Source organism: Actinoplanes sp. SE50/110 (assembly GCF_900119315.1).
Classification (GTDB): domain Bacteria; phylum Actinomycetota; class Actinomycetes; order Mycobacteriales; family Micromonosporaceae; genus Actinoplanes.
The window spans coordinates 8,892,659-8,914,045 of the sequence record NZ_LT827010.1; the positions used below are offsets into that span (position 1 = coordinate 8,892,659).

Annotated in this window: 20 protein-coding genes; 10 read left to right on the forward strand and 10 right to left on the reverse strand. The window is 67.6% G+C overall.

Features of this window, described 5'->3' with window-relative positions; translation table 11 throughout:
- Positions 1 to 171: 171 nt before the first annotated feature.
- From ACSP50_RS39845 to folP, 4 genes are read right to left on the reverse strand one after another with little or no spacing between them, the layout of a single operon-like run.
- Positions 172 to 696 carry a DUF3180 domain-containing protein gene (locus ACSP50_RS39845; RefSeq protein WP_014695010.1) on the reverse strand — a complete coding sequence of 175 codons (525 nt, stop codon included), beginning with the start codon at positions 694 to 696 and terminating at the stop codon, positions 172 to 174.
- Positions 697 to 698: 2 nt separating this feature from the next.
- Positions 699 to 1,220 carry a 2-amino-4-hydroxy-6-hydroxymethyldihydropteridine diphosphokinase gene (folK, locus tag ACSP50_RS39850; RefSeq protein ID WP_014695011.1) on the reverse strand — a complete coding sequence of 174 codons (522 nt, stop codon included), beginning with the start codon at positions 1,218 to 1,220 and terminating at the stop codon, positions 699 to 701.
- The gene (gene folB / locus ACSP50_RS39855) at positions 1,217 to 1,627 is read right to left on the reverse strand and encodes a dihydroneopterin aldolase (RefSeq protein ID WP_014695012.1); all 411 of its coding nucleotides are present in this window, start codon (positions 1,625 to 1,627) and stop codon (positions 1,217 to 1,219) included. Before folB ends, folK begins: the two co-directional genes overlap by 4 nt.
- Positions 1,628 to 1,634: 7 nt before the next feature.
- The gene (folP, locus tag ACSP50_RS39860; protein ID WP_052311837.1) at positions 1,635 to 2,471 is read right to left on the reverse strand and encodes a dihydropteroate synthase; all 837 of its coding nucleotides are present in this window, start codon (positions 2,469 to 2,471) and stop codon (positions 1,635 to 1,637) included.
- Between the two features lie 340 nt (positions 2,472 to 2,811).
- Between folP and ACSP50_RS39865 the strand changes: the two genes are divergently transcribed.
- The 7 genes from ACSP50_RS39865 to ACSP50_RS44520 are packed head-to-tail and all read left to right on the forward strand — an operon-like array spanning position 2,812 to position 11,002.
- On the forward strand, positions 2,812 to 3,108 hold the full coding sequence (locus tag ACSP50_RS39865) for a hypothetical protein (protein ID WP_014695014.1): 297 nt from the start codon (positions 2,812 to 2,814) through the stop codon (positions 3,106 to 3,108).
- Position 3,109: 1 nt separating this feature from the next.
- Positions 3,110 to 3,472 (forward strand): hypothetical protein, encoded by a 363-nt coding sequence (locus ACSP50_RS39870; protein WP_014695015.1) that lies wholly within the window; start codon positions 3,110 to 3,112, stop codon positions 3,470 to 3,472.
- A gap of 34 nt (positions 3,473 to 3,506) precedes the next feature.
- Positions 3,507 to 6,764: an ATP-binding protein gene (locus ACSP50_RS39875; protein WP_014695016.1), complete on the forward strand. Its 3,258-nt coding sequence runs from the start codon at positions 3,507 to 3,509 to the stop codon at positions 6,762 to 6,764.
- 1 nt (position 6,765) lies between these two features.
- Positions 6,766 to 8,733 carry a hypothetical protein gene (locus tag ACSP50_RS39880; RefSeq protein WP_014695017.1) on the forward strand — a complete coding sequence of 656 codons (1,968 nt, stop codon included), beginning with the start codon at positions 6,766 to 6,768 and terminating at the stop codon, positions 8,731 to 8,733.
- A 3-nt stretch (positions 8,734 to 8,736) separates the two neighbouring features.
- A complete protein-coding gene (locus tag ACSP50_RS39885; RefSeq protein WP_052311838.1) occupies positions 8,737 to 9,282 on the forward strand; it encodes a hypothetical protein in 546 nt (181 codons plus the stop codon).
- A complete protein-coding gene (locus ACSP50_RS39890) occupies positions 9,279 to 10,400 on the forward strand; it encodes a M23 family metallopeptidase (RefSeq protein ID WP_014695018.1) in 1,122 nt (373 codons plus the stop codon). The genes ACSP50_RS39885 and ACSP50_RS39890 overlap by 4 nt, the downstream gene beginning before the upstream one ends.
- Positions 10,397 to 11,002 (forward strand): hypothetical protein, encoded by a 606-nt coding sequence (locus ACSP50_RS44520; RefSeq protein WP_052311839.1) that lies wholly within the window; start codon positions 10,397 to 10,399, stop codon positions 11,000 to 11,002. Before ACSP50_RS39890 ends, ACSP50_RS44520 begins: the two co-directional genes overlap by 4 nt.
- A gap of 1 nt (position 11,003) precedes the next feature.
- Here the strand turns inward: ACSP50_RS44520 and ACSP50_RS39900 are convergent, their stop codons facing one another.
- A complete protein-coding gene (locus ACSP50_RS39900; RefSeq protein WP_231956812.1) occupies positions 11,004 to 11,387 on the reverse strand; it encodes a hypothetical protein in 384 nt (127 codons plus the stop codon).
- Positions 11,388 to 11,836: 449 nt separating this feature from the next.
- Here ACSP50_RS39900 and ACSP50_RS39905 point away from each other — a divergent pair, with 449 nt between their 5' ends.
- Genes ACSP50_RS39905 through ACSP50_RS39915 form a run of 3 tightly spaced genes read left to right on the forward strand, consistent with a single transcriptional unit; the run spans position 11,837 to position 15,596 of the window.
- Positions 11,837 to 14,623 carry an FtsK/SpoIIIE domain-containing protein gene (locus ACSP50_RS39905; RefSeq protein WP_052311840.1) on the forward strand — a complete coding sequence of 929 codons (2,787 nt, stop codon included), beginning with the start codon at positions 11,837 to 11,839 and terminating at the stop codon, positions 14,621 to 14,623.
- Positions 14,620 to 15,315, forward strand: coding sequence for a hypothetical protein (locus ACSP50_RS39910; protein ID WP_014695021.1), 696 nt, complete (start codon positions 14,620 to 14,622; stop codon positions 15,313 to 15,315). Before ACSP50_RS39905 ends, ACSP50_RS39910 begins: the two co-directional genes overlap by 4 nt.
- 20 nt (positions 15,316 to 15,335) lie before the next feature.
- A complete protein-coding gene (locus ACSP50_RS39915) occupies positions 15,336 to 15,596 on the forward strand; it encodes a hypothetical protein (protein ID WP_014695022.1) in 261 nt (86 codons plus the stop codon).
- A 137-nt stretch (positions 15,597 to 15,733) separates the two neighbouring features.
- On the opposite strand, the gene folE is transcribed toward ACSP50_RS39915, so the two are convergent.
- The 5 genes from folE to ACSP50_RS39940 form a co-directional block, all read right to left on the reverse strand.
- Positions 15,734 to 16,360, reverse strand: a complete 627-nt coding sequence (gene folE / locus ACSP50_RS39920; RefSeq protein WP_369793984.1) for a GTP cyclohydrolase I FolE — start codon at positions 16,358 to 16,360, stop codon at positions 15,734 to 15,736.
- A 17-nt stretch (positions 16,361 to 16,377) separates the two neighbouring features.
- Positions 16,378 to 18,390: an ATP-dependent zinc metalloprotease FtsH gene (gene ftsH, locus ACSP50_RS39925; RefSeq protein WP_043513111.1), complete on the reverse strand. Its 2,013-nt coding sequence runs from the start codon at positions 18,388 to 18,390 to the stop codon at positions 16,378 to 16,380.
- 293 nt (positions 18,391 to 18,683) lie between these two features.
- Complete coding sequence (gene hpt / locus ACSP50_RS39930; protein WP_014695025.1) at positions 18,684 to 19,259, reverse strand: hypoxanthine phosphoribosyltransferase; 576 nt, start codon at positions 19,257 to 19,259, stop codon at positions 18,684 to 18,686.
- Between the two features lie 63 nt (positions 19,260 to 19,322).
- On the reverse strand, positions 19,323 to 20,297 hold the full coding sequence (gene tilS, locus ACSP50_RS39935) for a tRNA lysidine(34) synthetase TilS (protein WP_014695026.1): 975 nt from the start codon (positions 20,295 to 20,297) through the stop codon (positions 19,323 to 19,325).
- Positions 20,298 to 20,299: 2 nt separating this feature from the next.
- Positions 20,300 to 21,358, reverse strand: a complete 1,059-nt coding sequence (locus ACSP50_RS39940; protein ID WP_014695027.1) for a zinc-dependent metalloprotease — start codon at positions 21,356 to 21,358, stop codon at positions 20,300 to 20,302.
- Positions 21,359 to 21,387: the final 29 nt, after the last annotated feature.

The following is a 21,387-nucleotide window of genomic DNA, read 5'->3' on the forward strand; positions in this document are numbered from 1 at the left end:
GACCCACCGCACAGGATACGGATACGAGATGGCCTCAGTTCAGCGCCGCCGGTCGCGTTCGCCGTCGCCGGTTCAGCGCCGCCGGCCGGGATCGCCGTCGCCGGTTCAGCGCCGCCGGCCGGGATCGCCGCCGCCGGTTCAGCGCCGCCGGCCGGGATCGCCGCCGCCGGTTCAGCGCCGCCGGTCGGGATCGTCGTCGTCGCGATCCGGCCCGTCCGGCACCCGGCAGGAGCGCTCCAGCCAGAGAGCGGCGCCGATCAGCGCGACCCCGGCGATCAGCGTGGTGGCCACCGTCGGCAGGTCCGACTTGGCCGAATCGGTCGGCTGGGTGACCAGCCAGATCAGGATCCCGGCGGAGAAGCCCGCGGTCAGCGAGCCGACCAGTGAGGAGGCCTTGGCGAGCGCGACATAGCGGGCCACCGCCAGCGGGTCGACCCGCGGCGCGCCGGGCTTGCGCTGGATCCGGGCGCTGGTGTTCTGCGCCAGGTAGCCCTCGACCACGGCGAGGGCGAGCAGCACGATCGCCCCCGTCCAGGGCAGCGGGGTGAGCCGGTAGAACAGCTCGTTGTAGCCGAGCAGGAGCCAGCCCAGCGCCGCGCCGACGAGGGCGGCCAGCACCAGAGCCGAGACGCTCGTCGGTTGCAGTGACGGGTCGGTCCGGCGCCCGGTCGGGGAGCCGTCGGGATTGGCGCTCACGCCTACGACTCTAGCGACAGATCCGGACGAGGCGTGACTCCGGCGACGTCGGCGGCGAGTTCGGGCGTGGCCAGCAGCCCGGTCAGCGGGCCGTGCCCGGGCAGCTCACCGTCGGGCTGCACGTCCCGCCACGGGGTCAGCACGAAGGCGCGCAGGTGGGCGCGCGGGTGCGGGAGGATCAGCTCCGGATCGTCGCGGTGCACCGGGCGCCCGTCGGCGTCCCAGACCGCGATCACGTCGACGTCCAGGGTGCGCGGCCCGAACCGGCGGTCCGGGTCGCGCTCGCGACCTTCGGCCGCCTCGCAGGCCCGGGCCCGCTCCAGCCAGTCGTGCGGCGTCGCTGCCGGGTCTTCGACGATCAGGACGGCATTGAGGTACGCGGGTTGCTCCGCGTCTCCCCAGGGCGGCGTCTCGTAGACCGGGGAGACCGCCCGCACGGCCGGGCCCAGCAGTGCGACAGCGGCCCGCAGGTGGGCCAGGCGGTCGCCGAGGTTGGCGCCCAGCGACAGCACCGCGCGGCTCATCCTCTCCCCCGTTCGCTTCCCCTGCCTCTTTCTCCGTCTTCTCTGCTTTCTCTGCTTTCTCTGCGCAGGGTGACCGCCACGTCGGCGAACTCGTGCGGAATCGGGGCCTGCGGCTTGTGCACCGTCACCTCGGCGGCGGACACCCGCGGATCGGCCAGGCAGACGTCGAGCAGCCGGTCGGCGAGGCGCTCCAGGAGGTTCACCGGCTCACCGGTGAGCACCGCGACCAGAGCGGTGGCCAGTTCGCCGTAGTGCACCGTGTCGGCGACGTCGTCGGTCGCCGCGGCCCGGCTCAGGTCCAGGTCGAGCCGGACGTCGACGACGAAGTCCTGGCCCTGCTCCCGTTCGAAGTCGTAGACCCCGTGCCGGCCGTGGGCGCGCAGTCCGGTGAGTGTGATCTGCCCCATCGTTCCCCTACTTCTCCAGGGCCAGCCGAGGCGCTCCGGTGGCGCGCCAGACGGCGAGCGCGTCGGCGGTCTCCCGGACCTCGTGCACCCGGACGCCCCAGGCGCCGGCCGCGACCGCCAGCAGCGAGGTGGCCAGGGTGGCCGCCTCCCGCCCGTCCACCGGCCGCGGCGTCCCGTCCGGGCCGGCCAGCAACCGGCCCAGGTAGGTCTTGCGGCTGGCCGCGAAGAGCACCGGGAAGCCCAGGGCGACCAGTACGTCGAGCCGCGCGCTGAGCGCCCAGTTGTGCTCGGCGTTCTTGGCGAAGCCCAGCCCCGGGTCGAGGACGATCCGCGCCGGGTCCACCCCGGCCGTGACCGCCGCGTCGGCGCGGGCCCGCAGCTCGTCGCGCACCTCGGTGACCACGTCCTGATAGGTGGCCAGGCGTTGCATGTCGCGGGAGTGCCCGCGCCAGTGCATCAGGATCCACGGGCAGCCGGCCGCCGCGGCGACCGCGGCCATGCCCGGGTCGGCCAGCCCGCCGGAGACGTCGTTGATCACCGCGGCACCGGCCGCCAGCGCCGCCTCGGCGACGGCGGCGCGGGTGGTGTCGATGCTCAGCGGCACCCCGGCAGCGGTCAGCGCGGCGATCACCGGGACCACCCGGGCGGCCTCGGTCGCGGCGTCGACCCGCTCGGCGCCCGGGCGGGTGGACTCACCGCCCACATCGATGATGTCCGCCCCCTGCGCGTACAAAGAAATGCCATGTTCGACGGCGGCGTCCAGGTCGGTGTAGCGCCCGCCGTCGGAGAAGGAGTCCGGCGTGACGTTCAGGACGCCCATCACGACCGGGTGATCGCGATGCATCAGATCAGCCCCGATGAGCTGGGCTTCTGTCGGCGGAGTCAGCACCCGCCGAGCGTACGGGGCGAGGGTTGTTCGAACAGGTGTACGATGACCTGGTGACGCACATTCATGCATTCCTTCACCTTGAGTAACGAAACGGACGCTTGTTGCTCGCAAGTACGCGCCGTACTCTTCGGAACTGGGCATCATGAAGTGACCGAAGAGAGCAGACAAGCATGGCAGTGCCCGAACGGCTCACTCGACGTGGTGAGCTACAGGTAGCACGATATGGGCGTTGCCGAACGGCTTTACCACTGCAGCGTGTCCGTACCCCCCATACCGGACACGGGGAGGTTTACCGATGATTGCCACCGAGGTCGCCGGTCACGTGATGACGGCGCTCCAGAGCAGTGTGCTCGCCGCACCGGCCGAGCCCACCGGCATCAACACGTCGGGCATCGTCACTTTCTTCGCGAAGAACATCGCGCCGATCCTGCTCGCCGTGCTCGGCGTGATCTTCATCGGTCGCGCGAGCCGCGGTGAGGTCTCCAAGGTGCTCACCAGTTCCGCGATCGCGATCGTGGGCCTGGCGTTCATCGCCGGGGCGGCGACCCTGTTCTTCGTCGGTGACGCGCTGATTAAGTTGATCTTCAACTGAGATGCGGCTCCGGACCGACGACGACATCTACCGGGCCCGCCTCGTCTATCTGGGCCCGCCCGGTTACACGCTGCCCGTCCACCTGCCGTACGCGCAGTACGGCATGTTCGTCGTGCTGGTGCCCCTCTTCATGGTCATCCACTATCTGATCACGTTCACCTTCGATCCGTTCCCGGCGTGGGAGATCGCGCTGGCCATGGTGTCGACGTCGTACGTGTTCCGGCATGTCGACCCGGACCGGCCGGCCCGGGTCGTCATCCGCACCGCGCTCACCGACTGGCGCCGCACCCGCGAGTCAGCCGTCGAGCGGCGCGATCCGAGACTTGTCGCCACTCGCATCCGGGTTCGGGAGGAGTTGGTATGACCAGTGTGGCCATCCCCGCCGGCGGTGTTCAGGCATGACCACGAACCTTCCGCCCGGGCATCCCCGCGCGGGCGCCTCCACCGCCGACAGGCAGAGTAACGGTGTGCGCCCGAACGACTACTCCTCGCCCGAGGCGGTCGAGCAGCCCGACGAGCTGGTCGCCGCACCGGGGCACGGCGGCGTCGGGGTGTTCCAGGCGCCGAACGCGGTGCGTCCGCTGAGCACGCCGGTCGACACGACGATGGACATCGACTCACCGTTCCTCGATCTGTTCGGTGGCACGGCCGGGCCGGCGCCCACCCGTCCGGGTGATCCTCCGGCGAAACCGGCCGGGACCAACGGTCACCGTGCCAACGGATCCGGTCCGGCCCGCAACGGCTTCCCCCACGGCACCGTCACCGCGCTGCCCGCGGCCGCCCCGCCACCATCACCGGCGATCACGTCCACCCCCTTCGTCGTCGAGGACGAGGACGACTGGTCGGAGTACGACGAGTGGCCTCCGCGCGGCCCCGAACAGAGCCGGCCCGCACCGCACGGCCCCGAAGACAGCCGGCCCGCGCCGCGCCGCCTGCCCGCCCCGGCCCCGGAGCTGGCCGCTCCCGCCGCTTCGCCCGCGGCCCTGTCGGCGCCGGTCGCCGCACCGCTGCCGGTGCCCGCGACGGTCACCGACAAAGCTCCGGCCCGCCGGCGCACCAAGGAGCCGAAGGCCGCGAAACCGGCCGCGCTGCGCCCCCAGAAACTCAAGTTCAACGACCGCGATCCGGCGATCGAGCTGGCGATCAGCGAGATCGCCGGCCATCTGACGTTCACCCAGAGCACCGTCACCGCCTGGTATCACCTGCCCGAGGTCCGCTGGGCGTTCCGGCCCGACGCGGAGCGCGAGGCGCTGCTGAGCGCGATCTCCGAGCAGTACGCCGGGCTCGCCGGCTTCCGCCTGCACCTGCGGCGCACCACCCGCCCGTTCCCGGCCGACGAGTGGGCCCGCACGGTCGACTCCTTCACCACCCGGCCGCTGCCCGACGTGCCGGGCGCGACATCCTGGTCCGACCACCTGGTCGCGGCGCAGCGCCATCTGCTCTCGGTGAACCACGCGGAGGGCCAGACCTACCTGGGCGTGACCTTCGCCCGGCGCTCGCTCGGCGACACGTTCTCGGAGCGGATCCTGCGCGCTTTCGGCCGCGGCACGTCCGAAAACGAACGACGCAAACTCGGGCGTACGGTCGAGCAGTTCGACGAGGTGCTCAACGCCTTCGGCATGCGTGGCCGGCGGGTCACTCCGCAGGAGCTGGAGTGGCTGCTGTTCCGCTCGGTGGCGCTCGGCATGGCCCCGCCCGGCCTGCTCTCCCCGGTTTCCAACGGCCACTGGGAGACCGGCGATCTGCTGGCGCTGACCGAGCAGGTCGAGCGCTACCGCACGCCGTACGGGTCGACGGTCAAGCTGGTCAACCGGATGACCGGCGAGGAACGCCACGTCGCGGTCCTCTCCGTCGGCCGGATGGAGCCGCTGGAGATCCCGGAGCGGCACGAGCCGTGGATGCACTTCCACGAGCGCCTGCCATGGCCGATGGAGCTCTCCTCCCGGATCGACATCCTCGGCTCGAACAGCTCGTTCAGGAACCTGGAGCACCGGCTCCGGATGATCCGCTCGCAGCAGCTCGACTATGCCGAGCACGGCATCGACGCCCCGCCCGAGTTGGAACGCCTCGCCAAGCGCGCCCTGGTGATCGGCGACGAGATGACCACGGGTCTGCCCACCGATTCGGCCCGGGCGCACGGCTGGCACCGGATCGCGGTCAGCGGCGCCAACCGCGAGGAATGCCTGGAACGCGCCCGTCGCCTCATCCAGCTGTACTCCCGCGAGTTGCGGATCTCCCTGCAGCATCCGAAGAACCAGGACCAGTTGGCCCGCGAATTCATTCCGGGTGAGCCGATCGCCAACACCGGCTACGTCCGGCGGATGCCGGTCAAACTGCTGGCCGCCGCCCTCCCGCAGGCCGCCTCCACGGTCGGCGACCGCCGCGGCGACCTGATCGGCCGCACCGCCGGCACCTGCCGTCGCCCGGTCTTCCTGGACCTGCACTTCCCGATGGAGGTCCGGGAACGCTCCGGCCTCGGCGTGTTCGTCGCCGAGCCCGGCGGTGGCAAGTCCACCCTGATGGGCGCCCTCGGCTACCTGAACGCCCGCCGCGGCGTACAGGTGACCCTGCTCGACCCGTCCGGTCCGCTCGCCCGGCTGTGCCAGATGCCGGAACTCCGCCCGTACAGCCGAGTTTTGAACTTGACCGGCTCGGAACAGGGCACCCTCGCGCCGTACGCGTTGATCCCCACCCCGATCCGCTCCGAGTTCCCCACCGGCGCCACCGGCGACCGCGAGTTCGAGATCGCCGTCTCCAACGCCCGCGCCGAGCGCCGCATGCTGGTCCAGGACATCTGCTCGATGCTGGTCCCCCCGCAGGTCGCCAAGGAGGCCTCCACCGCCACCCTGCTGCGACACGCGGTCCGTCAGGTCCCCGCCGAGGAAACCTCCACCCTCGACGACGTGGTCACCACCCTGCAGGGTTTGGGCGACGACGAGGGCCGCGAGCTGGCCAACCTGCTCCTGGACACCGCCGAGATGCCGCTCGCCCTGCTCTTCTTCGGCCGCCCCCCGCAGCACCTGCTCGGCGCCGACGCCGCCCTCACCGTCATCACCATGGCCGGCCTGCGCCTCCCCGACCTGAAAATCGAACGAGAATACTGGTCGGCCGAGGAGTCCCTGGCCCTGCCGATGCTGCACACCGCCCACCGCCTGGCCGTCCGCCGCTGCTACGGCGGTTCGATGTCCACCCGCAAAATGGTCGGCCTGGACGAGGCCCACTTCATGGAAGGCTGGCGCTCCGGCCGCTCCTTCCTGGTCCGCCTCGCCCGAGATTCCCGAAAATGGAACCTGGCCGCCCTGGTCGCCTCCCAGAACCCCCGAGACATCCTCGGCCTGGACGTGCAGAACCTGGTCTCCACCGTCTTCGTCGGCCGCATCGCCGAGGACCAGGAAATCGCCTCCGAAGCCCTCCGGTTGCTGCGGGTCCCGGTCCACGACGGTTACGAGGCCACCCTGGCGTCCCTGTCCCAGGTGGACACGTCGTCCCAGCACCGCCTCGGCTTCCGGGAGTTCGTGATGCGGGATGTGGACGGCCGGGTGCAGAAGGTCCGGGTCGACGTCTCCTACGTCGAAGGCCTCCTGGAACACCTGGACACCACCCCAGGCCCAGCCCAGCCCCAGTTGGCCCCTCTCCCGTCCGACCTGGAGGCCTAAAATGCTGCGGCGGGGGGTTGCGTTTCTCTCAGTCCTCGTAGTGATCGTGGCGGCCTCAATCGCTTGGGCAGTCGCCACCCCAGCCAGCGCATACGCCGTCCCATCGAAAGCCCCTTCAGGGGCGTGCAGCATTGAGGAATGGAAGAATGACCTCAAAGGCTGCGTCGACCGACTGGAGAAGGTGGCTGGCAACCGGGTAGATTGCCTAGACCCTCCGACTCCCAGTACGCCGGATTCAGGCCTTGCCGGATGGTTTGCGGAGCGTCCGCAGTCATCCACAAAAGATGGACCTCAGGGAATATATAGCGAGTACGGGTACGCCGGATACAGCTACAATACATATGATCTAGACGGCGGTTGCGCTGCCGGTGCCGTAAATGCAGACACCGGCATCGAGAATACTATGGCAAATGGCGAGCTTATGGTCGCCACGGCCGTAATCGGCGCCTCTAACGCGCTAAGGGAGCGAGCCTGGGACCCGGCAACAATGTGGGGCTGGGCCGACCCTCTGGTAGACCAAGCGACCAAAGCGGTTTACGAAAAGGTATTTAGCGTATTCGGCGTGATCACGCTCGCGATAGTTGGCCTTTACCTGATATGGCGTTCACGCCAAGCTGACATGGGCGCTGCAACAACAACCGCCGGATGGGCAATCTTGGTAATGGTTGCCGTAACAGCAATCGCCGCTTGGCCAGTTAGATCAGCTAATCTTGCGGATCAAACCTTGGTCACCACGCTAGGTGTTGTCCACGATGCCGTCGGACCTCGCCCGCAAAGTGGTGGTAACGGATGTCGCCTGAAGCCAACCTCATGTGAGGATCAGCGGCCACCAGCCGTGCGCGCTAGTGACACCGCCACGGAGACTATGCTCTATCGTAATTGGCTGCGTGGAGTTCTTGGCTCGGCCGACAGCGATACCGCCAAAAAATACGGCGCTGCACTATACGACGCTCGCTCACTAACATGGGACGAAGCACAGCGCATCCGAGACAACCCCGGAACCCGCGATGGCATCCTCAACGGAAAAAAAGAGCAGTGGAAGAAGGTAGCCGAACAGATCAGTAAGGAAGACCCGGAAGCATACGAATATCTTCAGGGAAAGAACGGCATGGAACGAGTCGGTGCTGGGTTCATCGCCGTCCTCGCTGCGGTCATGTTTGCAATGTTCGACCTTACCGCCTCGATCCTTGTCCTACTTGGATTCTTGATATTTCGTTGGGCAGTGATTGCAGCACCCATCCTAGGAACCGTTGGCCTTCTTCGCCCGGCTAGTGCAGGAATCCGGCGCCTAGGCAATGCCGTTGTGGCAGCCGTTTTTAATGTGGCCATATTCGGCACAGGGGCTGCCATATATTTATTCGCAGTCGATCTCATCATGAATACCGCGAGTTTGGCCGGTTGGCTGCAGGTCGTATTGGTTTGGCTCTGTGGCGTCGTCGGATGGCTTCTCCTACGCCCGTACCGTAGAATTACGCAATTGGGCGGCAAGGATAACGCTGCGGCTATCGCTTCGGGGGGCTCCTGGCATCGCCGCTTCTTTCGCGATATGCGCGAAGCTGCCAAATTGGAGGCCGCTGAAGGCGCCGGCTCCCCAGCAAATTTTGGAAAGAATAGCCGTGTGGTCCGTGCCGAAACACGCGACTTACGTCCGGAAGCCCGCCTCGAAGACTCGACGCATACAGCAATAAATACTGCCCATTCCAATGTGGTTGAACGAGGGCTCCCCGCGCACCCGCCGATGCAAATTCGTCCGGACGGTAGCGAGGTCGTACATGGTGAAGCCGCTGCCAGTGCTCATTCTATAGCCGGCACGAGTCAGCCTTCTCAGAGCCGGAACCGACCTAGGCGTACCGAGTGGGCAGAGCCGGAGGCCACAGAGACCCCAGCGTCGTACACCATCTATCGACCGTCTACTGGGGCGACAATTCAGGAACCGGCGACTCCACGGGTGCGCTCCGAGGCGAGGTGACAAGTGTCGGCGATCGTCGCGCGCGTTCTCAACGCACTTTTCCGTAGCCGTTGGGGTGTCGCACTCGTGCTTGTAACCGTAGTAATGGCCGTGGTCGGCGTTGGACGGCTGCTATCTAGCGGAAACAGCAACTCGCCGATCGCTGGTCTTAATCCGCCCAGTGTTACGGTAAGCATCGATCCGTCTGAAGATGACAGCGTCATATCGTCCGATCCTCCTCCAAAACCTAGAACCAGCCCGGGCCGAGCTCAGCCGGAGGCGGTTGCTTACGCATTTGCATCTGCATGGGCCAGTCATACCGGGGTCACGTCGAAGGCTTGGTTAGATCGCCTACTGCCGAACGCTACAACTGACCTCGAGAATCAACTTCGCGGAGCAGATCCTGCTGGCGTGCCAGCTAACCAGGTCATTGGGCGGCCCACCCTCGAGGTCGTTAATGAGACGCAAGTTAATGCAGCCGTCACGATGGACAAGGGAAGATTGAGTCTTCGTCTGATCGCATCGAGCGGACACTGGCTGGTTGACGGCATCGACTGGGAAGCGACATGAAATTCAGGGCGTCCAAGAAAGCCGTCTTGCTTACTGCCGTCGTGACCACGTTGGCATTGTTGTGCTGCGGAGGCAGTATCACTTTTCTGGTATTCGGCGAAATCAGTAAGAGGCGCGATCAGACATCCACAAACACCGCCTCTTTTGGATGCGGACAGGGTGGGCCGATCGCCCTAGGTGGCAAACTTCCCCAAGTTCGACAATACGGTTCTCAGCAGGTCCACAATGCCGCAGTGATCGTCAACGTCGGGGCTGCGCTGAAAATGCCTCCTCGCGCCTGGGTTATCGCCGTAGCAACCGCGATGCAGGAATCCGGCCTATCCAATCTAGGCAACCTAGGGTCACGAAACGACCACGACTCATTGGGGCTTTTCCAGCAGAGGCCTAGTTCGGGCTGGGGAAAGCCAGCACAGCTCCAGGACCCTGAATATGCCGCTACCAAGTTCTATGAGAAGTTGAAGACTATCCAGGGTTGGGAAAATATGTCACTGACTCGAGCCGCGCAGGCCGTTCAGATCAGTGCGTACCCAGATGCTTATGCTAAACACGAGCCGGCCGCAACCCAGATGGTCAATCTATTAGCCCATGGCGCAGCAAATGCGGTTGGCAACTCTCTGGCAATGAATTGTGCACGGGCTGGCCAAATAGCAGCATCAGGCTGGACAATTCCAGTAAAAGCGATTGTAGGATCCGGCTTCCGCGGGCCCGACCGACCCAACCACCAAGGCGTAGATCTAATCGTCGGCAGATACACGCCAATCCTCGCCGCCGCTAGCGGGATCGTGTCCGTCGTGAAATGCGATGAGGATTTTAAAGGGCGAAAAACCTGCGACGTGGATGGCTATCCTGGCAAGGGCGGCTGCGGGTGGATGGTCGAAATCCAGCATGCAGGCAACATCATGACTCGCTACTGTCACATGGTCCAAATGCCTTTCGTGCACGTGAATCAGAAGGTGACGGCCGGCCAAGTAATCGGCCGAGTCGGAACTAGCGGCAATTCATCGGGGCCACATCTGCATTTCGAAGTGCATCTTAATTATGACCGATCTAGTAATGGCGCCATAAACCCCGTCCCGTTCATGCAGAAGGTGGGCGCTCCATTGGGTGGCGCAGAGTGAACCAACGCCACGAGCCAGATCCCTTCGCGAACAGTTCAAGCTGGCCCACCGAAACTCCGCAACCGATCGTTCCCATTCCAGCAGCCATGACTGGCCCGCTGCGGGGTCGTCGAGTCATAATCGGTGCCCCGGGACTTGGGTGGCGAAGTGACTTGCGCGCGGACGAGAAGACCGTGCAGGGCAGCCGTACTTACGTACCCGTCATGCGCGAAGCGGAGTTTTATCGCGCGGAGTCGGAAGGAACGGAAGTATTTGCAGCCCTTGTGCCGATAGATCGCGTCTGGGTCGAAGAGTATGGTTTGGCTACGGTGTTTGAATCCGCGGCCTCAGGGCCAGTCAGATTAGTTTCTCTCGACGATCCTCCCCGGCGCCTCCCCATAATGGCAGCACAGTCCTCACGAATCACTGGACATAGATTGATTCGAGTCCTTGATGATGGGACTTGTCAGCGAGATCTTCGGGCAACGACCGAATTGTATAGCAGTGGGAGCGGCGATATCTGCGCACGAGTGGCGGATGAGCTTGACTGGTATGCGTGGTCCTGGAGCGGGAAGACGCCGCGAACCCTAGAGGTGCCAGTCCACTCATTGTGGTTGGAATGAGCTAGGATGTACGCCTCGCATCGCATACACGCCAACCATCCTGATTTTGCATCCCGAAGATCCAATTATCAGTCGCACGTTCGCTTCCATCAGCGAAGGCGCGATGGATTTGCGTTGTAACTGTGGTGCTGCCACTCTGGTCCGACACCTGGAGACTCGTCCAGGTTACCCGAATTCCCAGAGAAAATTTCTTCTCATCGGACAAGACCTGGCTCCGGTAGCTTGCTATTTGAGCAAGGGTGCTTCCGGGCTTGCATTCATACAGCGCCGCTTCATTGTCGTCGCGATTCACAAGATATGCGCGCAGGAAGCTGTCTACGACGACATCCGGTTCTGAGCGCTTCACTTCCGTCGCACTATCGTAGAGCGCGACGATGACACCCACGGCACCCAGACATAGCAGCACCACGACTCCGGCACCCAGGGCAAGCCACAGCCTCCCCCTCCGAGTGCTCAGGCGGCCGCTACGTCTACGTCGCTTCAAGACTCCGACATTGGACGGATCAGACGGATGGATCGAAGGCGAAGAGCGCTCGAACTGCTCAGGGGTCCAAGACGGAGACGCTGGTAGCCCGGCTGGCAACTTCGACGTTCCTTCGTGTCCCGGCTCAGACGGCTGCATACCTCAAACACTAATTCGTCATCGCCGTGTTAACACGGGCAGAGGACCTTGTGCCGGACCGAACCGATGGGATTGCCCGGGTGTATGGATCATCGAGGGCCGGTGGGCGCTCTCCCGGAGACCCGCGGAGCTAGCTCGGCATAGCGGTTCGGCGGGACCGCATTGCGAGTAGGGGGGCTGGTCTGGGATAGGTTTTATGCGCGCGACAGGAGGTGACAGCAGTGGCGGATTCGGCTCTGCGGGTCCGGCAGGCTGCTGCTTTGCACCGGCAGGCGGTGGCGGCGGCGGATGCTGCGGCGGCCGCGCTGGAGGCGTTTGCGCCCAGCGCCGCTGATCCGCGGGAGCAGCAGCGGCTTGCGGAGCGGCTGCGGGAGGCGGCGGCGCAGGTGGCGCCCGGGTGGCTGGGGGCGCCGCTGGATGCGCTGACTTCGCGGATGCCGCTTGACGGTTCGGGGACGCAGGTTGCTGCCGGAGGGACGGAACCGGGGCGGTTCGTGCGGGTCGGGGTGGCTCACCTTTCTGGTGCCGGACAGTCCCAGTCCGTCGGTCCTGGACAGCCCCCGCCCGTCGGTCCCGGGCAGTCCCAACCCGTCGGTTCCGGACAACGCCAGCCCGTTGGTCTCGGACAACCCCAACCCGTTGATCTCGGACAGGTCCGACCCGCTGATGAGGTTCGATTTCCGGCGATCGTTCCGCTGCTGGGTGCCGGGCATTTGACGATCGATGCGAGCGCCACCGATCCGCGGGTGTTCGGGCTGATCAGGGCGCTGCTTCTGCGGCTTTTCGCGGCGGCTCCGGCGGGGTCGCTGCTGGTGCGGGCGGTGGACGGGATCGGTGGGGGTGCGGTCTTCCAACCGTTCGAGGAGCTCGCCGATGCCGGGCTGATGTCGCCGCCGGCGGTGGACCGGCAGGGGCTGCGGGATGTGCTGGCCGAGGCGGAGAAGTGGCTGCGGCCGGCCCGCGGGGTCGGGTCGGACAGTGTGCGGCAGACCCGCCGGGCCAAACGGGACCGGATGCTGCTGCTGGTCATCGCCAGTCTGCCGGAGCTCACCGAGGGCGAGGAGCTGCGTCGGATCGCCGCTCTCGCGCAGCAGGGGCCGGAGTCGGGGTTGCACCTGATCGTGGCCGGTTGGCCGCCGCCGCCGTTGACCGCGGAGACGACTCAGGCGCCGCTGCCGCGGACCACCGCGATCAGTGTGCGGAATCCGTTCGCCGTGGTCGGTGACCCGCCCGGGGGATCGTTCGGGTCGACGCCGGAAGCGCCGTGGCTGAACGCCCCGGTTCTGCTCGACGATGAGCCGCCGGCGCACCTGGTCGACGCGGTCTGTCAGGAGCTGGCGGCCCGATCGGCGGCCGCGTCCCGGGTGACGCTGGCCGACCTGCTGCCGGAGCCGTCCGAGGAGCTGTGGTCGGCGGACGCGTCCGCGGGTGTGGAAACCGTGGTGGGGCATCACGGCGACGTGCCGCTGGTGCTGCGTTTCAACGATCTGACCCCGCACTGGATGGTCGGTGGGCGCTCGGGCGCCGGCAAGACCGCTTTCCTGATCAACGTGCTGTACGGGCTGGGCACCCGCTACTCGCCCGACGAGCTGGCCCTCTACCTGCTGGACTTCAAGGAGGGCGTGTCCTTCGCCGAGTTCGTGCCGACGCACCGGGACCGCACCTGGCTGCCGCATGCCCGTGCGGTCGGGGTGGAGTCGGATCGGGAGTACGGCCTGGCGGTGCTCCGCGAGTTGGATGCCGAGATGGGCCGGCGGTCCATGGCGTACAAAAGAGCCGGTGTTTCCCGGTTTGCCGATCTTCGCGCCGTGGCGGCGGAGGAGGGGCGCGGGCGGCCGCTGCCGCGGGTCCTCTGTGTCATCGACGAGTTCCAGGTGCTGCTGGCCGGCAACGATCCGACCGCGAGCGAGGCGGTGGGACTGCTCGAGTCGCTGGCGCGCAAGGGCCGGTCGTACGGGATTCACCTGGTCCTGGCCAGTCAGACGGTGCTCGGGGTGGAAGCTCTCTACGCCAAACGGGATTCGATCTTCGGCCAGTTCCCGGTGCGGATCGCGCTGCCGGGCGGCGGTGACGTGCTGGAGCCGACCAACGACGCGGCGGCCGGTCTGCCGCTGGGCAGTGCCGTGGTGAACACGGCCGGTGGTCTGGGCGGCCCCCGCGGGGCGACCCGGGGTCACGAACGGGTGGTTCGGTTCCCGGATCCGCACGCCGATCAGGAGTCGCTCAGCAACCTGCGGCACCGGCTGTGGGGTGCCCGCGACCCGGAGGCGGTGCCGCCGCGGATCTTCGCCGGGTATGCGCATCAGCATCTGGTCGACGACCCCACCTATCGGGCCGCCCTGGCCGGCCGGGCGAGTCGCCCCACCGCCCTGATCGGTCGCATGATCGACGTGAGCCTGTCGACGGCCGCCTTCCCCCTGGATTCCTCCCCGGGGCGGCACCTGGCGATCCTGGGCTCGCAGGCGGCCGGTTCCGAGGTGTTGGACGCGGCGGCGCGCAGCGTGGCGGCGTGCCACCCGCCGCGTACCGCCCGCTTCGTGATCTGCTCCCTGGTCGCCGAGGGCGACGCGCTGGCCGCGGCCCTGGCCGCGGAGATCAGCCACCGGCAGGAGGTGGTGGTGACCGATGCCGCCGGGCTGGCTGCCGAACTCGCCGACGACCAGCCGGGCTATCGGGTGGTGTTCGGCATGGACGCCGCTCCGCCGGGCGCCCTGACCGGCCTGCGGCAGCTGCTGCGCGAGGGTCCGAGCCGGGGCGCGCACCTGCTGTCCTGGTGGCGGGGGGTGCGCCGGTTCAGTGAGGAGACCGGCGGCAGCATGGGCCGCGAGGATGTGGCCGGCCTGCTGTTCCTCAACGTTCCGCAGGCGGATGTGTCGCTGATGCTGGGGCGGGCGGTCGACTGGCAGCCGCGGCCGAACCGGGCGCTGCTGCACGACCGTCACACCGATCGCACGGTCACGGTGGTCCCGTTCGTACAGCCGGAGGGTGAACACCCATGACGGAGCAGGCAGAGCAGAGCGGACTGGTTCCCGCTCAGGCCGGCGCACCCCCGGAGAGTCCCTGGGCGGCCTATCTGGCGGCCGCCCAGCAACTCGACGTGGTGCGCCGGGCGGCCAGCACGTCGGCCGGCGAGCAGGCTGCCACGATCGCCGCGGCACGCCAGGAGCTCACCGCGGTCCGGGCCCGGCTGGCGCCGCAGCGTGCCCGGCTGATGCGCGATTTCGGCGTGCCCGAAATAGATCTGCTCCCCCTGGAGGGGGAACGTGCGACCGCGCAGGCCGCGACAATCGGTGGCCCGGACGCGGTCCTGGCGGCGTTGCAGCAAGCCAGGATTACCGCCGACGCCGCCGATCACGCTTTCATCGGTCCGATTCCGCTCGGCCCGGGACGCCCCTGGGCGCGCAATCTTCTGGTTTACGGTCCGTTCGCGGCGGCCGTGCTGTTCGTGCAGATCATTCTCTATCTGGTCGCGCCGAGCGGTTCGCTGCCGACATACACGCTCCTCTGCGGCCTGAGCATGCCGCTGCTGGCATTCGGCCTGGGTTGGGCCACGATCGGTTTCGTCTGGGGTCCGGACGCCGCGAAAGGCGGTCCGCCGGTCGATCGCACGCCGGTCGTCGGCATCGTCGCGTGCCTCACCCCGGTGCTGCTCACCTGCATGGGTGTCGGTCTGCAACAACTGCTGAACTGAAACCTGGAGAGGACAGGACAATGGCGAGCGTCGAAGAGATAAAGATGAACATCGCCGTCTCGGTGTCCGGGGCGGACCGCGCGATCGCCGGCATTCAGATGGCCGGTGACCAGCTCGATCAGTCGCTCGCGATGCTGCGCCTGACCACGGTCGGGTCGTTTCATCCGGCGGCGACGGCCGCTATCGCCCATCTGGAACAGGCCCGGGCCCGGCTCGACGAGGCAACCCAGTTGACCCGCGCCGCCATGGATTCCGCCAATCAGTTTCGCGGCGGGATTTAAGAGCGAAATGCAGATATCGTGCGCTGCGGCCGATAACTGATCGCCGCTCCCGCCGAGGCCGGGTCGCGATGATCAGGCCGCTGCGCGGCCATAACGATCATCGCGACCCTTCATTGCCCGTGGGTGGTCACCGAAAATCAGCGCGCGTTGATCAGGGCCATAGCTTCGGCGCGGACCTTGCCATCGGTCTGGAAGGCGCCGCGCACCGCCGAGGTGACCGTCCGCGCGCCCACCTTGCGGATGCCCCGCATCTCCATGCACAGGTGCTCGCACTCCAGCACCACTATCACCCCGCGCGCCCCCAGCTTCGCCATCAGCAGGTCGGCGATCTGTGAGGTGAGGCGTTCCTGCACCTGTGGGCGTCGCCCGAACACCTCGACGAGCCGGGCCAGTTTCGACAGCCCGGTGATCCGTCCGTCGACGCCCGGGATGTAGCCGATGTGCGCGACGCCCTTGAACGGCAGCAGGTGGTGCTCGCACATGCTCTGCACCTCGATGTCGCGGACCAGCACGAGCTCCTCGTGGTCCGCCTCGAAGGTGGTGGTCAGCACCTCCGCCGGGTCGACCCGCAGGCCGGCGAACAGCTCGGCGTAGGCGCGGGCGACCCGGGCCGGGGTGCGTGCGAGACCATCCCGGTCGGGGTCCTCACCGATCGCGATGAGGATCTCCCGGACCGCTTTCTCGATCCGCCCGAGGTCGACGGCCTGCTCCACCGGGGTGCCGGTGAGCTTGCCGTCGACCAGTCGGGCGGCGAGATAGTCGATGTCGTCGTGCGTGCTGATCAGATGCTGCCTTCCACGGCGCCGTTGGCGTTGGGGCCGACAGCGAACTGGCCATCCGCTTCGGCCTGCGCCTTCAGCTTCTCCCGCTCGGCGGGAGTGAGCACCGGCGGGGCCTCCGACGGCAGGCGCTTGCCGAAGCCGTTGAACGGCGACATCGGCGGGCGCTTCTGCACCCGGGCGCAGATCCGGTTCATGTCGTCCTGGGTGATGGTCTCCTTCTCCATCAGCTCCAGGACCATGTTGTCGAGAACGTCGCGGTACTCGACCAGGATCTCCCAGGCCTCGTCGTGCGCGAGCTCGATGAGCGCCCGCACCTCGGAGTCGATGTCGGCGGCGACGGCGTCCGAGTAGTCCTTCTCGTGGCCCATGTTGCGGCCCATGAAGGGCTCGTCACCACTGGTGCCGTATTTCACGGCGCCGAGCTTGGAGCTCATGCCGTACTGCGTGACCATGGCGCGGGCCAGGCCGGACGCCTTCTCGATGTCGTTGCCGGCGCCGGTGGTGGGCTCGTGGAAGACGAGCTCCTCGGCGGCCCGGCCACCCAGCGCGTACGCCAGGGTGTCGATCATCTCGGCGCGGGTCTGGGTGTACTTGTCCTCGGTCGGCAGGACCAGGGTGTGCCCGAGCGAGCGGCCACGCGGGAGGATCGTCACCTTGTGCACCGGGGCGGAGTGCGGCAGCGCGTAGGCCACCAGCGCGTGTCCACCCTCGTGGTAGGCGGTGATCTTCTTTTCCTTGTCGCTCATCGCCCGGGTACGACGCTCGGGGCCGGCGATGACCCGGTCGATCGCCTCCTCGAGGTACTCGTTGGAGATCGCCCGCTTCTCGTGCCGGGCGGTCAGCAGTGCGGCCTCGTTGATCACGTTGGCCAGGTCGGCGCCGGAGAAACCGGGCGTGCGACGGGCCACCGAGTCGAGGTCGACGTCGGGCGTGAACGGCTTGCCCTTGGCGTGCACCCGCAGGATCGCCTTGCGGCCCTCCATGTCCGGGTTGTCCACCGGGATCTGCCGGTCGAAACGGCCCGGGCGCAGCAGCGCCGGGTCGAGGATGTCCGGCCGGTTGGTGGCCGCGATCAGGATCACGCCACCCTTGGTGTCGAAGCCGTCCATCTCGACGAGCAGCTGGTTGAGCGTCTGCTCGCGCTCGTCGTGGCCGCCGCCCATGCCGGCGCCGCGGTGCCGGCCGACGGCGTCGATCTCGTCGACGAAGACGATCGCCGGCGCATTCGACTTGGCCTGCTCGAAGAGGTCACGAACCCGGCTCGCGCCGACACCGACGAACATCTCCACGAAGTCGGACCCGGAGATCGAGTAGAACGGCACCCCGGCCTCGCCGGCGACCGCGCGGGCCAGCAGCGTCTTACCGGTACCCGGGGAGCCGAACAGCAGCACACCCTTCGGGATCTTGGCGCCGAGCGCCTGATACTTCGCCGGGTTCTGCAGGAAGTCCTTGATCTCGTGGAGCTCCTCGACCGCCTCGTCGGCGCCCGCCACGTCGGCGAACGTCGTCTTCGGGGTGTCCTTGGTGATCATCTTCGCCTTGGACTTGCCGAAGTTGAGCACCCGCGAGCCGCCACCCTGCATCTGCGACATGAACAGCAGCAGCAGGACCACCAGAATGGCGATCGGCAGCAGGTTGATCAGCAGGCTGAGGAGGATGTTGTCGCCGGAGACCGTCGCGTTGATCGTCCCGCTGATCCGCTGGGCGTCCTTGGCTTGCTGGACGGCCTTCCAGACATCAGAGGTGACCTCGTACGGATACTGGGTTTCGATCTTGCTCGTCGACTTGCCGTTGAACTGCTCGGGGTTCTTGAGGTCGATCTGGAGCGTCTGCTCCTTGTCCTTCTGGACGACCTTCTCGATGCCGGGCTGGTTCAGACGGTCGAGAGCGACCGAAGTATCGACCCGCTGGTAGCTGGGACCACTGGTGAAGAATGAGCTCAGCGCGACTACGCCGATGATCACCAGAATGATCCAGACCACCGGGCGGCGGAAGAAACGCGTACGTTCCATACTGTTGTCGGGCGCCAAGCGCCCGGACCCTCCTGATCGGCGTCCTGGTCACCTCAACGTCGCCGCCCACCGGCGGCCGCCGGTATCAATTCCCCGCTGGCTTGCGGTGAACCCTCCCGGCCCTCCGGCGCCTGTGACACCACGCCGTCGGTCACTCGACCGTACACCGTAGGCCCGGATTGCGAACCCGTGAGGCCAGAGGGCGAGCTCCACGTAACCCCCCGCAATCCGGCGCGTTTCAGTAATAAAACGGTTCATAACCACCATTACTGAGAACACGCTGAGAAAGCGGTTCAGCTACGGGCGTACACCTCGGGGCGGAGCACGCCTACGTACGGCAACTCCCGGTAACGCTCCGCGAAGTCCAGACCGTAACCCACCACGAACTCGTTCGGGATGTCGAAGCCGACGTAGCGGACCGGCACCTGCACCTTGACCGCGTCCGGCTTGCGGAACAGCGCGACCACCTCGACGCTGGCCGGTTGACGCGACTCCAGGTACTTCATCAGCCAGGACAGGGTCAGCCCGGAGTCCACGATGTCCTCGACCACCAGCACGTGCCGGCCGGCGATGTCCCGGTCCAGATCCTTGAGGATGCGCACCACACCGGACGAGGTGGTGCCCTGCCCGTACGACGAGACGGCCATGAACTCCATCTCGGTGGACGGCCCGTGCCGCCCCAGCGAACGGGCGAAGTCGGCCATGAACATGACCGCTCCCTTGAGCACACAGACCAGCAGGATGCCGTCGGCGGCATCCGCGTGGTCCACGGAGACCTGCTTCGCCAGCTCATCGATCTTCTCGCGGATCTGCTCCTCCGAGATGATCACGTGGTCGATGTCGGCGTCGTACCAAGAGCCATCAGCCATGGCTCTAGCCTGCCGCATCGAGGTTACCGTTCGTGAAACGGGGCCACTTTCGCTCCGGTTCGCTCACTTGATAATGGCGGGAACCACCCGAACGAGGTCACTTCCTTGCCGCCCCACCGCGATCCCGCCGGGCAGATGCGCCGGGCCCTGCCCCCGCCAGCCGGTGACCAGCGCGTCCAGGGAGGTCACGTGGGAGTACGCCAGGGCGCTGCCGGGTGCCCCCAGCTCCAGCGCCCAGCGGTGCAGCACCCGGCCGCGGATCGCGCCGGCCAGCGCGGCCAGCGCCGGCACCGCCAGCCCGGCCGGCGACCGGGCCCGGTCCAGGGCCGCGGCGGCCAGCTCGTCCAGGGCCGCGGTGTCCGCCGCGAGCAGCGTCGCCGTGCGGGCCAGGTTGCCGACCACGGCCGGACCCAGCTCGGCCACCAGGGTGGGCAGGGCGGTGGCACGGACCCGGGCACGGGCGTACGCCGGATCGGTGTTGTGCGGGTCCTCCCAGGCAGCCAGGCCGAGGGCGGCGCACGCCTTGCGGGTGTCGGACCGGGACACGTCGAGCAGCGGGCGCCGGAACACCCCGCGGCGGGCCGGCATTCCGGACAGGCCGCGCGGGCCGGCGCCCCGGGCGAGCGCCAGCAGGACCGTCTCGGCCTGGTCGTCGCGGGTGTGCCCGAGCAGCACTGCGGCCGCCCCGGTCTCGGCGGCGGCGGCCTCCAGGGCCTCGTAACGGGCGGTCCGGGCAGCCGCCTCGGGGCCTCCGGGCAGCCCGGTCACGGTGACCGGGCACACGCGTACCGGATCGAAATCGGCGGCGCGCGCCCAGGCCGCAACCGATCGTGCCCGGCGGTCCGAACCCTCCTGCAGCCCGTGGTCCACGGTGACCAGACCGACCCGGGCGGCGACGAACCGGGCGGCGGCGGCCAGCGACAGCGAGTCGGCGCCGCCGGAACAGGCCACCAGCACCAGCGCGGCGGGCGGCAGGTCGGCCAGGCCGCGACGGACCGCCGTGCGGACCGCGGCGACCGGCGCCGGGATCCGGGCCACGGTCAGTCGAGGACCGGGCGAGGGCCGTGCACCCGGGCCACCCAGGCGTCCGGGTCGCCGAGCTCCTCCAGCAGAGGCAGGGTGAGCGGCGACTCGAAGATCTTGTTGAAGCCCTCCATGCCGACCCGCTCGACCACGCCGTGCACGAACTTGTGCCCCTCGGCGTACTGCCGCATCTTGACCTCGATGCCGAGCAGCCGGCGGACCGTCTTGTCCAGCGGGTTGCCGCCCTCACGCCGGCGGTTGAACTTGGCCCGGATCGACTCGACGCTCGGGATCACCTCGGGGCCGACGCCGTCCATCACGAACTCGGCGTGGCCCTCCAGCAGGGTCATCAGCGCGGTGAGCCGGTCCAGCACGGCTTTCTGCCCGGGAGTCTGGACGATGTCGAGCACCGAGACGCGGCTCTCCGGGTCGCGCAGCGCGTCGGAGAGGCCGGCCACCCCACGGCGCAGGCGCTCCAGCAGGTGATCACCGCCCTGCGAGGCGTCGACGAACGCCTGCACCTGGCCCAGGAAGTAGCCGCGCATCCAGGGGACCGCGGTGAACTGGGTGCGGTGGGTCACCTCGTGCAGGCAGACCCAGAGCCGGAAGTCCCGCGGGTCGGCGCCGATCTTGCGCTCGACCTCGACGATGTTCGGCGCGTTGAGCAGGAGCTGACCGGGGTCGTCGGAGAACACCTCGTACTGCCCGAGGACCCGGCCGGACAGATAGGCCAGGATCGTGCCGGCCTGCACGCCGGTGACCCGGGAACCGATCGCGTCGGCGAACGCGCCCGGCGGCCTGTCCCCGGAGAGCTTGGTGACCAGCGGATTGATCACCTGCCGGAGGCCGGCGATGTTCGCCTTCGCCCAGTCGCGGCGGTCGACCACCCGCACCGGCGGCGCGTCGACCTGCGCGCTGAGCCCGGTGTACGCCGCCACGTGGCCGGCCGCCTGCTCGGTCAGCACCCGCAGCTCGGCGACCACCTGGGCGGCCTCGTCATAGGAGACCGCCGGCCCCGATTTCGACAGCGCGCCGGCGGTCGCGGCGGCCAGATCCCAGTCAACGAACTGCGCCATGCAGCCGACAGTACCCGCGCGACTCCACA